The organism is Corynebacterium sp. 20-84, from assembly GCF_053479455.1.
The window spans coordinates 104,101-116,048 of sequence record NZ_JBRBCB010000011.1; the positions used below are offsets into that span (position 1 = coordinate 104,101).

Sequence of the window (11,948 nt, forward strand, 5' to 3'; positions counted from 1 at the left end):
CCCTCGATGAAATCCCTGTCTTTCGCGACCTTGTTCGCCGCGCTGTCCGGCTTCGTGGTGCTGTGGGTCGCGTCGTGGTCCCTCGACGCGGAGACCCAGATGCCGCTGTTCCAGGCGTACTGGAGCTTATTCTTCGCGTCGGCCGGGTTCATCGACGGGATCACGCAGGAGACCACCCGCGCAGTCGCCTCCGCTCGCGAACGCGGTGTGCGGGGGTCAGCGAACCCCTGGCATCTGGCTGGTTTCGCAGCTGCAGCGGTCGCTACTGTGACCTTGGCCGCGGGCGCCGTCGCGATGGCGCACTTCGTCCCGCCCTCCCCTGCCCTGGCCACGGGGCTCCTGGTTTTCGGCCTAGCTAGCTACGTCTTTCAGGCAGTTCTGTCCGGCATCTTGAGTGGCGCGAACCTCTGGAACCAATATGCCGGACTCGTCGCCCTCGACTCAGGCATCAGACTCGTTCTGGCCGGTGTCGCCTGGGCTGCCGGGTGGGGCCTGCCGGCGTTTCTGGCCATCACGGTGATCGGTGCGGCGTCGTGGGTGGCCATCCTCGCCGCATCGAAGCAAGCCCGCGGGCAGATCCGCGCGGCTCTCGACGTCGACCGCCCGACATTTGTCCGCCGTGTCCTTTCCGCGGTCTTGGCCACCGGCGCTTCAGCTCTTCTGATCACGGGTTTTCCCGCCATGACCACCGCTGCGTTCGCCGCAGGCGACGGCACCACCGTCGGAACGGGTTCCGGAACGGGCGCCGCTGTCGCCGCGATCAACCAAGCGGTGTTGCTCACGCGTGCTCCGGTGCTGGTTCCGCTGCAGCGCTTCCAGTCTGCACTGGTGGTTCGGTTCGTGGAACAGCGCGACCGCATCTACTCCTCGCTCGCGGTGCCGATTGGCGCGATCCTCAGCGTCGGCGCCGTCGGGTTCGTCGCGGCGTGGCTGGTCGGCCCGTGGATTCTGCGGGTGTTCTTCCCGCCTGAGCTCTTCGTCCCCGGTCTTCCCCTCGGGCTTTTGACGTTCGCTTCGGCGCTCATGGGCGCTCTCATCATCACCGGCACCGCCGTTTTAGCTTTAGAGCAGCACGCCTGGTACGTCGCTGGGTGGGTCACTGGAGCAGTCGTGGCGTTCGGCCTGTTGTTCGCGCTCCCAGTAGCGCTCGGCACCGGAGTCACAGAAACAGTCATTGTCGCGCTCACTGTCGGCCCGCTCGCTGGTGCGGCGGTGCACCTGGCAAGTCTGACTGGTGGGGCGAGGACGGCCAGCGGGGCAACGAGCACGGCGGCCACCCAGCACACCAACTGAAACGCCCCGACCCGAAATGGCTCCTGTCCCCGCGGTGAAAGCGCAGTTCGCCAGAGCTGCACGGCGCAAGACCGGCGACGGGATAGCATGGCCCTCATGACTCACGACCCAGCTCATCCCCCGGCTGCTTCGGCGACCAACGCCAGCTCGACGATGCTCGTGACAGGCGGTGCCGGTTTCATCGGCGCGAATTTCGTGCGGATGGTGGCACACCGCCAGCCGGAGACGAAGATCGTGGTGCTGGACGCGTTGACGTACGCGGGCAACGCTAAGAATCTGGCGGGGCTCCCCGAAGAGAGGGTCGAGTTGGTGGAGGGGAGGGTGGAGGACCAGGGGCTCGTCGATAAGCTGTGCGCGGATGCGGGCACGGTCGTGCATTTCGCGGCGGAGTCGCACAACGACAACTCGCTGCGCGACCCGTCGCCGTTCGTGCAGACGAACCTGGTGGGTACGTTCACGCTGCTGGAGGCGGCTCGCACGTACGGCAACCGGTTCCACCATGTCTCGACGGATGAGGTGTTCGGCGACCTCGCCATCGACGAGGCGACACGGTTCACGGAGGAGACGCCGTACCGGCCGTCGTCGCCGTATTCCGCGACGAAGGCTGGGTCGGATCACCTGGTGCGCGCGTGGGTGCGCTCGTTCGGGATCGACGCGACGATTTCGAATTGCTCGAATAATTACGGCCCGTACCAGCACGTGGAGAAGTTCATTCCGCGGCAGATCACGAATCTGCTGACGGGGCGCCCGGCGAAGCTCTACGGCACGGGCGAGCAGGTGCGCGACTGGATTCATGTGGACGACCACAATGACGCGGTGCTCGCGATTCTGGAGCGCGGCCGAACAGGTGAGACGTACAACATCGGCGCGGACGGCGAGCATTCGAATAAGGAGATCATCGAGCTCATCTGCGAGCTGATGGGCGGCGAGTACGAGCACGTCGCGGACCGGCCGGGGCACGATCAGCGGTACGCGATGGACGCGTCGAAACTCGCACGTGAGCTCGGCTGGCGGCCGCAGAAGCGCTCGATGCGCGAGGGTTTGGAGGAGACGATCGCGTGGTACCGCGACAACGCGGCGTGGTGGCGCGACGCGAAGGACGCTGTTGAGCAGGGCTACGCGGCGCGCGACCAGTAAGGTGGCGGGCATGACGGGAACGCGCATCGAGGGGCTCACGGTCCATAAGCTCACGGTTCACGGGGATAACCGCGGATGGTTCAAGGAGAATTGGGCGGGCACGCCGCCGCTGCGCGTGGAGCAGAACAACGTCAGCTTCAACGCCGCAAAAGGCGCGACGCGCGGGATGCACGCGGAGCCGTGGGACAAGTACGTCTCGGTCGCGACGGGGCGCGTGTACGGCGCGTGGGTGGACATGCGCGAAGGTTCCGCTACGTACGGCGAGACATTCGGCTGCGAGATCGGCCCGGACACCGCGGTGTTCGTGCCGCGCGGGGTCGCGAACGGCTTCCAGGCGCTCGAGGACGCGACGACCTACATCTATTTGTGCAATGCGCGCTGGTCGCCGGAGGCTCGTTACGCGTTCTGCTCGTACAAGGAGATCGACTGGCCGCTCGAGCCCACAGAAGTTTCCGCGAAAGACAACACCCACCCACCGCTTATCGACGCCTCCCCCGTCCCTCCCCGCCAACCCCTCATCCTCGGGGCGAATGGTCAGTTGGGGCGTGCTTTGCAGAAACTGCTGCCGGACGCGGAATTTAGCGGACACTCCGACTTCGACCTGACGTGGCCGGTGGAGAAGATGCTGGAGAGCCGGGATTGGTCGCAGTATTCGGCGATCATCAATGCGGCGGCTTTCAACGATGTCAATGGTGCGGAGACGCTTGAGGGTAGGACTGCTGCGTGGGAGGTCAACGCGCTCGGCCCGGCGAAGCTCGCGCAGGTGGCCAACAGGTACGACCTGACCTTGGTGAACGTCTCCACCGACTACATCTTCGACGGGACGGTGGCAGAGCACACAGAGGATGAGGTGCCGAGTCCGTTGGGGGTGTACGGGGCGTCGAAAAGCGCGGGCGAAGCTGCGGCTGCCGCGGCTGCGAAGCACTATATTGTGCGCACGAGCTGGGTCTTCGGCGACGGCGGCAATTTCATGGCCACGATGGCGCGGCTGGCGCGCGGGGGCGTGTCGCCGAAGGTGGTCAACGATCAGCGCGGGCGTCCGACGTGGGCGGAGGACCTCGCGAAGGGGATCGTGCACCTGCTGGAGACAGACGCCGACTACGGCATTTACAACATCACCTCCACCGGCGACGCGGCGACGCGCGACGAGATCGCCATGGCCGTCTTCGTCGCTGCTGGCGCAGATCCCGCCGACGTCCACCCGGTCAGCTCCGCCGAGTACCAGGCGGAATTCGGCCCCGAGGCGCCGCGGCCTGCGGAGTCGACGCTGACGCTCGACAAGATCGAGGCGACCGGATTCACGCCGACGAACTGGCGCGTGGCGCTCGCCCTGTACATGGGGTAGCTAAACTCCCAACCATGAAGGGCATCATTCTCGCCGGCGGGTCGGGCACGCGGCTGTACCCGATCACGAAGGGCATCTCGAAACAGCTCATGCCCATCTACGACAAGCCGATGATCTACTACCCGCTGTCCACGCTGATCAGCGCGGGGATTCGCGAAATCTTGATCATCACCACGCCGGAAGACCAGGACGCATTCAAGCGTCTGCTTGGCGACGGCTCTGCTTGGGGCCTCATGCTCGACTACGCCGTCCAGCCCTCCCCCGACGGGCTCGCCCAAGCCTTCATCATCGGTAAGGACTTCATTGGCGACGACTCCGTGGCACTGGTGCTTGGCGACAATATCTTCGACGGCGCGGAACTGTCCCGCCTGATGGGCGAAGCTTTTGACCCTGACGGCGGCGCTATTTTCGCCTACGAGGTCTCCGACCCAGAGCGCTACGGCGTGGTCAGCTTCGACGAGCACGGCACCGCCACCGCCATCGAGGAAAAGCCCGAGCGCCCGCAGTCCAATTTCGCGGTGGTGGGATTGTACTTCTACGACAACGACGTGGTGGAGATCGCGAAGACCATCACCCCGAGCGCACGTGGCGAATTGGAAATCACCAGCGTCAACGAGACCTACCTGCGCCGCGGCGATCTGAAAGTCCACCGCCTGCACCGCGGCGACGTGTGGCTGGACACCGGCACCATCGACTCGATGAGTGAAGCCAGCTCGTATGTCGAGGTGATCCAGAAGCGCACCGGCACCATCATCGGATCACCCGAAGTGGCCGCATTCCGCCAAGGCTTCATCGATGCCACTGCCCTGGAGGGACTCGCCGAACCAATGCTGAAATCCGGCTACGGCCGCTACCTTCTCGACGCCGCACGGGAGCGCGCATGACCAGCCCCCACGACCTGCGCCCCGGCGCCGTCACCGTCCTCATGTCCGTCTACCGCAACACCACGGCAGACGAGCTCTCTCACGCCCTGAACAGCATCGCCGCCCAGACACGCCCGCCGGAAAGAGTGTTGGTGGTGAGGGACGGAGAGGTGCAAGAGGACGTCGATAAGCTTTTGGCGTCTGTGGACACCGTGACCTTGTCTGAAAACCGCGGGCTCGGCATCGCCTTGCGCGAAGGCCTGGCTGCCGTGGACACCGAATTCGTCGCGCGTCTCGACTCCGACGACGCCGCATACCCGCAACGGCTTGAAAAACAGCTGGATTTCATGGCTGCGCACCCAGAAATCTCCGTCCTCGGCACCGCCATGCAGGAATTCGACGGCGACACTCTCGGCGGCGTGCGGCGCCTGCCCGAAACCCACGACGCGATCGCGCGGTACGCGAAAATCAACTCGCCGATGAACCACCCCTCAGTGCTCATGCGCACAGCCGACGTGCGCGATGTCGGCGGCTACCGCCCCATGCACAACATGGAGGACTACGACCTGTGGGCGCGCCTTGTCGCTGGCGGCAAGAAGCTGCATAACCTGCCGGAACCGCTGACCTACTTCCGCGTGAACGACGCGCAGATGAAACGCCGCACCACGCCCGAAACCCGGCGTGCGGAGCGCGCCATGCAGCGCGCGCTGGTGAGCTACGGGCTGATCTCGCGCCCGCGTGCCGTCGTGAATTACGCCGCGCGCAACCTCTACCGCGCCCTCCCTCTGGGGGCCATGCGGCGCGTGTACTCGCGTCTTTTCCACCGCGGGGACTAGAGTTTGCGTTCATGACCCAGCAGCGACCCTTCGATGACACGTGGCTCATCGTGCCCTGCTACAACGAAGGCCCCGTCATCGGTGACGTGCTGCGCGATGCGTTGCAGACATTCCCCAATATCGTCGCGGTCAACGACGGCTCCGCCGACAATTCCGCAGCTGCCATTCACGCCGCAGGTGCACACCTGGTCAACCACCCCGTGAACCTCGGGCAAGGAGCGGCAATCCAAACCGGCGTGGAATACGCGCGGGCACAGCCGGGGGCGCGCTACTTCGTCACCTTCGACGCCGACGGGCAGCACCAGGTCGCGGACGTGGTGCGCATGGTGGAGCGGCTGCGGACGGAGCCGGTGGACATCATCGTCGGCACGCGTTTCGCCGATGGCGCCGCCACCGACAACGTTCCGTGGATCAAGCGCGTCGTGCTGAAAACCGTCGTGTTCCTCTCCCCACGCAGCCGGAGGCTCGGGCTCACCGACGCCCACAACGGCCTGAGAGCGTTCAACGCGAAAGTGGCCGCGGAGATGAATATCCGCATGAACGGGATGTCGCATGCCTCCGAGATCGTCACCATGATGGACAAACTGAACTGGCGCGTCGCGGAGGAACCCGTGGACATCCTCTACACCGAATACTCCATGTCCAAGGGCCAGTCGCTGGTCAACGGCGTGAATATTCTTGCCGACGGACTCGTCGCCAGGAGGCTCCCATGATCCAGATCCTGTTGCTGCTCGCCGCTTTCGCGCTGGTGCTGTATTTTTTCACCAACCGCAAGAAAGCCAACGCGAAAGCCTGGGTGAAGCTCGGTTTCGTCCTGCTGGTCATCGCGGCTGTGTGGGCGATTCTGCGCCCCGACGACGTCACCGTCGTCGCCAACTGGCTGGGTGTCGCCCGCGGCACCGACCTGATGCTATACACGCTAATCATCGCGTTTTTCTTCACCACGTTGTCCACGTGGGTGCGGTTCCGTGAGCAGGAGCTGCGGTACGCGCGTCTCGCACGGGCGGTGGCGCTACAGAATGCTGTGCCGCCGGCGCCGCACCAGCCACCGGAAACCGAGCCCCAGGGCGAGCACTAGCGCTTCGGGGGACTAAGATTGGTGCCTATGAGCACGAAGTCGGCCACTGCCAGCACCACCAACAGCAAGGACCGCGGCGGAGCAAAAGTCCCGCCCCTGATGTGGGGATTCGCCGCGGTGCTGGCTTTGGGCACCGGTTTAGGCGGCTATTTGATCGGCGACCACCAGGGCTACGAGCGTGCGTCGCAGGCGTACGAGGCAGGTGAGCTGCCGGAGAAGAACTCGACTCCTGCGACGGAGATCCCGGAGAAGGCGACGCCGGGCACCGATTTTTCCGAGCCGGAGGCCAGCGAGGAAGCCGCGCTGATTCACGGGCCGGGCTCGGAGATTACGTCGCGGCAGGACATTTCGAATTCGGCACGCCGCGACCCGAATGACCCGTTCGCGGTGGGTGCTGTGGATGCGCCGGTCGTGATCGCGGAATTCACGGACTGGGATTGCCCGTTCTGCATCCGCCACGCGAATGAGACGGAGCCGGAGTTGATGGCGGAGTACGTCGATAAGGGCTTCGTGCGCATCGAGTGGAACGACATGCCGATCAACGGCGACGCGGCGCACGCTGCGGCGCGTGCGGGCCGCGCGGCGGCTGAGCAGGGCAAGTTCGCAGATTACAAGAAGGCGTATTTCGCCGAAGCTGCCGGAACGCAGGGCCACCCGGGCTACGGCCTCGAGGATTTCGTGCGGTTCGCGGAGGCGGCAGGGGTGCCGGACATCGATAAGTTCCGCGAGGACGCGCAGAGCGACAAGTACGACGACGCGATCGCGGAGGCCCTCGATTACGCTCAAGGCCTAGGTATCACGGGCACGCCGGGCTTCATCGTCAACGACGAGTTCATCGGCGGCGCGCTGCCTATCGACGACTTCCGCAAGGTCATCAACTCCGAACTGCAAAAGACCGTCCAGGATCAGTAGCCGCCGAAATCGGCTTTACGACGCTGCGACGATGCCCGCCACGCGAGCGTGCCCGCGCTGCGTCACGTGCACCGGCGCGTTGCCCGGGCCAGCGTAGAAGTCGATGAGACCGGCGAACTCGCGGTCACCATCGCGTGCGCACATCCCGTTCTTCGCGGTGCCCGGCTTCAGGTTCACGAACTGGGTGCCCGTCGCGCGCGCCAGATCCTGGTTCATCCACTGCGCGAGGTTCTCCCAGTAAGCGACCTCCGGGATCGGCGTGGCGTCGTACATATTCGGGCCGATGTGGAACAGGCAGACGCGGTCGCCGCCCGTGATGGTCGGGTAGCCGACAATCTGGATGCGGGCGTTCGGCGCGGCGCGGCGGATCTTGTCCACCTGCGGGCGCATGAAGTTCACGTAATTGCGACGCACGGTATTCGGGTGCTCGCCGCGGTGGTTGTAGGTGTCGTTGAAGCCGGTCTGCAGCACGACGCGCTTGGTGTTGCGGTCGAGGCCGCGTTCGCGGACCGCGCGGTCGATCTGCGTGGAGATATTCGGGCCGCGGGAGATGCTCACCGCACCGGGGCAGGAGAAATCGCGCGGCTGCAGGCCGAGGCGGCGGGCGGCCTGCTTGCCGAAGTTATTGGCGCTCGTCGGGCACCAGCGTGCCGGGTCGGATTTGCCGTTCGGGTGCAGGCCGACGCGGGCGCTGAGGTATTCGAGCGACGGCGCGTCGGCGACGACGGAATCACCGAAGATGACCATGTTGCCGTTGTCGGCATGGGCATTCGGGGTGGCCGGCCCCGCGATGATTCCGGCGCCCATCAAAGCGGCGGCGACGAAGGCGGTGACGCGACGGCGAGTCTGGGTGAGCATTGTGCATCAACTTTCTGCTGGTCGGTGTACCTGGTACCTGTCGGGGCGGGAACCGCCTCACAGTTGGCTGGTCGGTTTCTCCGAAAGGAATGTTACACAAACCACTGCCACACAGGCCACAACAATCACATTTTTATCTTCAGTCACTATTTTTCCGCGGGGAATTAACAAAATATCCCACTCAAAACGATAACGGTGTGATACGCCTAACGAGACGAAATTAACGGAACTCGGCTCCCCGCACCCCGGACGACGAAAGGCTCACATCCATGGCCAACCAGAGCAGTTACACCCCCATCCAGCGCATCGGCGCCTTCGCGGAACTCGCATCCCTGATCGTGCGGCGCCGCATCGTCAGCTTCGAGGGCGGCTTCGGGGTCTTCCTCCGCGGCTTCGGCGACCTGCCGCGCTGGGGCATCACCGCCGCCCGCGAAGTCGAACAAGGTGCACGCTGCTGCCCGGAACGCACCGCGCTTATCGACGACTCCGGCCTTCTCACCTACCAACAACTCCGCGACGCCTCCCGGAAACTCGCCCGGTGGCTCGTCAAGCACAAGCGCGATGCCAACCTGCGCGAACTGCGCGTCGGCATCATGGCGCGCAACGGTCGCCACTTCATCATTCCGTTCGCGGCGAAGAGCTACGCCGGCGGCGCCGCATTCCTGCTCAATGTCGGCTCCTCGCCAGAGCAGCTCGCCGGCTGCATCGAAGAAAATGACATCAACGTCTTGTTCATCGACGCCGAATTCGCCGACCGCATCCCGGCCGATCACCCGGCCATGGAGAATGTGACTGTGGTGTGGGGATACGGCGGGAAGGGTGAGGGAAGCGTCGATAAGCTTCTTGCTTCTGACGCTGACCTGCCGAAACTTCCGCTCCTGCCGACCCAAGGCGACCTCGTTTTGATGTCGTCGGGAACCACCGGCGTTCCGAAAGGAATTCTGCGCACCGAACCCAAAGTGCCGTTCGTGCTCACCGGACTGCTGTCCGCCGTGCCGTGGTACTCGAACCAGACGCTGCTGCAATCCGCGTCGATGTTCCACACGTGGGGTTGGGCGACGCTCATCGTGGGGCTGGGCTCGCGCTCCACGATCGTCACCCAGCGCGAATTCGACCCGGCGACCGCGATGAAGCAGATCCAAGACTTCCGCGTCGACGGGCTGATCTCCTCCCCGATCTTCTACAAGCAGATGCTCGACCTTCCCGACAACGAGCAGTGGGATACCTCATCGCTGAAATGGATCGCGTCGTCGGGCAATGCCCTGACTCCCGATGTCGTCGCGCGCGTCCACGAACGCTTCGGCCCCATCTTGGCCAATATCTACGGCTCGACCGAGCTCTCGCTGGCCACCATCGCCACCGCCGACGATGTCGTCTCGCACCCCACCGCCGCCGGCCGCGTCGTGCCGGGCAGCATCATCAAGCTTTACGACGACGACGGCAACGAAGTCCCCCAAGGGCAACCCGGCCGCATCTTCCTCAACAACGAGACCGCCCTGAAGGGCTACTCCAACCCTGAGACCCCCCTCGTCATGATCGACGGTCTGATCGAGATGGGCGACCGCGGCTACTTCGACGACCAAGGCCGCCTCCACGTCCTCGGCCGCAACGACGACATGATCATCATCGGCGGCGAGAACGTCCACCCCCAATCCGTCACCGAGACCCTCGAGCCCATGCCCGGCATCGCCGACGTCTACGCCGGCGGAGTCGACGACGACGACACCTTCAAGCGCGTTGCCGTCTGGGTCGTCCGCTCCGACGACGACGCCGGCCGCTCCCTGACCCCCGACGCCGTCCGCGACTGGGTCCGCGACAAACTCGCCCACCACTCCATCCCCCGCGACGTCAACTTCGTCGACTTTCTCCCCCGCAACCCCACCGGTAAAGTCATGCCGCGGTTCTTGCCGGAGTCCCGCCGCGATAACTAGCCGCAACCAGCTGAGCTGCCCAGGGGGTCAGCGTATAGTTCCTTCGTGAATTGGCACACACCCCGATACGCATAGGAGCACCCGACAGTGGCCCATTTCTCCGCGCGACAGCTCAAGAACTTCATGCAGTTCTGGCCCCCGCTTCTCGGCGCAGGCGTGAAGATCAAGGAATTCACCGATGACGGCACCCGCGTCGTGGTCACCCACAAGCCGAACATGCTGACCAAGAACGCCATGGGCGTCGCCTTCGGCGGCACCATGTCCGCCATGACTGACCCGTTCTTCATGCTCGCCTCCATGCACCGGTTGGGCAAGGACTACAAGATCTGGGACACCGCCGGCGAAATCGAGTTTGTGAAGCCCGGTCGCGGCACGCTCACCGCTGACATGCGCATCCCCGATGAGACCTACGAGCTCATCAAGGAAAAGACAGCCAGCGGTGACAAATACCTCCACTGGTTCGACGTGGACATCGTCGACGAGGAGGGCGACACCGTCGCGCGCGTGCGCCGCCAGGTGTACTACCGCCTGAACCAAAAGAAGTGACCCCAGCTAATACCCTGTTGAACTACTCCCCACTAGTTGGACTGGGGTCTCGGTGAAACCGCCTACGAGAATCTAAATCGCGACCATCTAATCGCGAGTGCCCGGCATTCCCTCTTGTGTCTGGAGTTTGCGATCGATTAAAGTTCTTGGTGTAGAGATTGCACATCGTGTGCAACTCCACATTGCCAAAAAACCTGCTTCAGGCAGGGTTTTTGTGCGTCTACGGCCATACTCGTTGCTGTCCGCGATCCGCAATCTGGTTGATCACGCCCCACATCTTTTCTTGTGTTTTGAGCATCTTCTTGTTTCCAGTCTTTACGTGTAGTCGGCGCTGGTAGACGTAGCAACAGAGGTCTGCAGCCTGGAGTCCGCGTTCACCCTTAGAATCGTAAAACTCAAGTTCATCGATGTTCGCAAGCCTAGAGCTCTTATATCCGAACGTGCCGGTCGCCTTCTTTACGCCCCTCCGGTGCCGTATAGTGATCGTCGAGATAACATTTCGCTGTTTCTCCTTGGATCAGCGCATAGCTGTTGACACGCTCCAGGATGAAGCTAATTGCCACCGTGCGGGCCTTGTAAACGTACCGGTATTTCTTCTCTTGGGCTCGCCTGTCAATTGTTTCCACAAACATCGCTGATGCCCACCGGTTGATGATGCCTAGAGCCTTTAGGTAAATCGAGGTCGCAATCCTCAGCGGCACGTCATGCCAATCACGTTTCTGCTGCATGATGTCATACCCGTGAAACTCAGCGTTGATGTCTACTTGCTGGGTTGTCATCGCGTACCGCACGATCAACGCATCCAGTTCGCGCTCCAGGCAGGGCAAGTTCTCCTCAGTCACTATTGGCGCCGTGAGGGTGAAGTACTCATCTCTGTGTTCGGATTCGTCGATGAAGGCGTGGAGCACAGCAATGACCCTATCAACGGCTTGGATTGGCCTCACTTGCTTTTAGCGTGCTCGGTTTATGCTCGGTCTGTGCTCGGCAATAAAACTGACAACCTGAGACAACCCACGGCGGCGGTGTCAGCGCTCTTTGAAAAGTAGCCCAAAACGCTCCCCGAAAAGTAGCCCATCCGAAAAAGATTGGATGGGTGATTTCTTTGGAGCAATGGGCACAGATCCGATACCTGCGTGGGCAGGGTTTATC

Annotated in this window: 13 protein-coding genes; 10 read left to right on the forward strand and 3 right to left on the reverse strand. The window is 63.5% G+C overall.

Features of this window, described 5'->3' with window-relative positions:
* Positions 1-6 precede the first annotated feature (6 nt).
* The 8 genes from ACUY2Y_RS09575 to ACUY2Y_RS09610 all read left to right on the forward strand — a co-directional run bounded on the left by ACUY2Y_RS09575 (position 7) and on the right by ACUY2Y_RS09610 (position 7,464).
* On the forward strand, positions 7-1,293 hold the full coding sequence (locus ACUY2Y_RS09575) for a hypothetical protein (RefSeq protein ID WP_448326034.1): 1,287 nt from the start codon (positions 7-9) through the stop codon (positions 1,291-1,293).
* Positions 1,294-1,389: 96 nt separating this feature from the next.
* Complete coding sequence (gene rfbB, locus ACUY2Y_RS09580; RefSeq protein ID WP_448326036.1) at positions 1,390-2,430, forward strand: dTDP-glucose 4,6-dehydratase; 1,041 nt, start codon at positions 1,390-1,392, stop codon at positions 2,428-2,430.
* A gap of 10 nt (positions 2,431-2,440) precedes the next feature.
* Positions 2,441-3,775: a sugar nucleotide-binding protein gene (locus ACUY2Y_RS09585; protein ID WP_448326038.1), complete on the forward strand. Its 1,335-nt coding sequence runs from the start codon at positions 2,441-2,443 to the stop codon at positions 3,773-3,775.
* 14 nt (positions 3,776-3,789) lie between these two features.
* Positions 3,790-4,659 carry a glucose-1-phosphate thymidylyltransferase RfbA gene (gene rfbA, locus ACUY2Y_RS09590; protein ID WP_448326039.1) on the forward strand — a complete coding sequence of 290 codons (870 nt, stop codon included), beginning with the start codon at positions 3,790-3,792 and terminating at the stop codon, positions 4,657-4,659.
* Positions 4,656-5,474: a glycosyltransferase gene (locus ACUY2Y_RS09595; protein WP_448326041.1), complete on the forward strand. Its 819-nt coding sequence runs from the start codon at positions 4,656-4,658 to the stop codon at positions 5,472-5,474. The genes rfbA and ACUY2Y_RS09595 overlap by 4 nt, the downstream gene beginning before the upstream one ends.
* An 11-nt stretch (positions 5,475-5,485) precedes the next feature.
* Positions 5,486-6,187: a glycosyltransferase family 2 protein gene (locus ACUY2Y_RS09600; protein WP_210572797.1), complete on the forward strand. Its 702-nt coding sequence runs from the start codon at positions 5,486-5,488 to the stop codon at positions 6,185-6,187.
* Positions 6,184-6,552, forward strand: a complete 369-nt coding sequence (locus ACUY2Y_RS09605; RefSeq protein WP_210572795.1) for a DUF2304 domain-containing protein — start codon at positions 6,184-6,186, stop codon at positions 6,550-6,552. The genes ACUY2Y_RS09600 and ACUY2Y_RS09605 overlap by 4 nt, the downstream gene beginning before the upstream one ends.
* 27 nt (positions 6,553-6,579) lie before the next feature.
* On the forward strand, positions 6,580-7,464 hold the full coding sequence (locus ACUY2Y_RS09610; RefSeq protein WP_246874905.1) for a DsbA family protein: 885 nt from the start codon (positions 6,580-6,582) through the stop codon (positions 7,462-7,464).
* A 15-nt stretch (positions 7,465-7,479) separates the two neighbouring features.
* Here the strand turns inward: ACUY2Y_RS09610 and ACUY2Y_RS09615 are convergent, their stop codons facing one another.
* The gene (locus tag ACUY2Y_RS09615) at positions 7,480-8,322 is read right to left on the reverse strand and encodes a GDSL-type esterase/lipase family protein (RefSeq protein ID WP_210572793.1); all 843 of its coding nucleotides are present in this window, start codon (positions 8,320-8,322) and stop codon (positions 7,480-7,482) included.
* Between the two features lie 269 nt (positions 8,323-8,591).
* On the opposite strand from ACUY2Y_RS09615, the gene ACUY2Y_RS09620 reads away from it, so the two are divergent.
* Together ACUY2Y_RS09620 and ACUY2Y_RS09625 are read left to right on the forward strand one after the other, a co-directional pair.
* Complete coding sequence (locus ACUY2Y_RS09620; protein WP_448326043.1) at positions 8,592-10,253, forward strand: AMP-binding protein; 1,662 nt, start codon at positions 8,592-8,594, stop codon at positions 10,251-10,253.
* An 87-nt stretch (positions 10,254-10,340) separates the two neighbouring features.
* Positions 10,341-10,799, forward strand: coding sequence for a DUF4442 domain-containing protein (locus ACUY2Y_RS09625; RefSeq protein ID WP_448326044.1), 459 nt, complete (start codon positions 10,341-10,343; stop codon positions 10,797-10,799).
* A gap of 220 nt (positions 10,800-11,019) precedes the next feature.
* Here ACUY2Y_RS09625 and ACUY2Y_RS09630 read toward each other — a convergent pair whose 3' ends face one another.
* Together ACUY2Y_RS09630 and ACUY2Y_RS09635 are read right to left on the reverse strand one after the other, a co-directional pair.
* Entirely contained in the window at positions 11,020-11,292 is a 273-nt protein-coding gene (locus ACUY2Y_RS09630) for a DUF3800 domain-containing protein (protein WP_448326058.1), read from the reverse strand.
* Positions 11,228-11,707: a DUF3800 domain-containing protein gene (locus ACUY2Y_RS09635; protein ID WP_448326046.1), complete on the reverse strand. Its 480-nt coding sequence runs from the start codon at positions 11,705-11,707 to the stop codon at positions 11,228-11,230. The genes ACUY2Y_RS09630 and ACUY2Y_RS09635 overlap by 65 nt, the downstream gene beginning before the upstream one ends.
* Positions 11,708-11,948 lie beyond the last annotated feature (241 nt).

What these genes read in the sequence shown, in the direction of transcription:
- ACUY2Y_RS09585 (WP_448326038.1), top strand. Translation starts at nt 2,441, where the DNA reads ATGACGGGAACGCGCATCGAGGGGCTCACGGTCCATAAGCTCACGGTT.
- ACUY2Y_RS09620 (WP_448326043.1), top strand. Translation starts at nt 8,592, where the DNA reads ATGGCCAACCAGAGCAGTTACACCCCCATCCAGCGCATCGGCGCCTTC.
- rfbA (WP_448326039.1), top strand. Translation starts at nt 3,790, where the DNA reads ATGAAGGGCATCATTCTCGCCGGCGGGTCGGGCACGCGGCTGTACCCG.
- ACUY2Y_RS09600 (WP_210572797.1), top strand. Translation starts at nt 5,486, where the DNA reads ATGACCCAGCAGCGACCCTTCGATGACACGTGGCTCATCGTGCCCTGC.
- ACUY2Y_RS09610 (WP_246874905.1), top strand. Translation starts at nt 6,580, where the DNA reads ATGAGCACGAAGTCGGCCACTGCCAGCACCACCAACAGCAAGGACCGC.
- rfbB (WP_448326036.1), top strand. Translation starts at nt 1,390, where the DNA reads ATGACTCACGACCCAGCTCATCCCCCGGCTGCTTCGGCGACCAACGCC.
- ACUY2Y_RS09615 (WP_210572793.1), bottom strand. Translation starts at nt 8,322, where the DNA reads ATGCTCACCCAGACTCGCCGTCGCGTCACCGCCTTCGTCGCCGCCGCT.
- ACUY2Y_RS09595 (WP_448326041.1), top strand. Translation starts at nt 4,656, where the DNA reads ATGACCAGCCCCCACGACCTGCGCCCCGGCGCCGTCACCGTCCTCATG.
- ACUY2Y_RS09605 (WP_210572795.1), top strand. Translation starts at nt 6,184, where the DNA reads ATGATCCAGATCCTGTTGCTGCTCGCCGCTTTCGCGCTGGTGCTGTAT.
- ACUY2Y_RS09575 (WP_448326034.1), top strand. Translation starts at nt 7, where the DNA reads ATGAAATCCCTGTCTTTCGCGACCTTGTTCGCCGCGCTGTCCGGCTTC.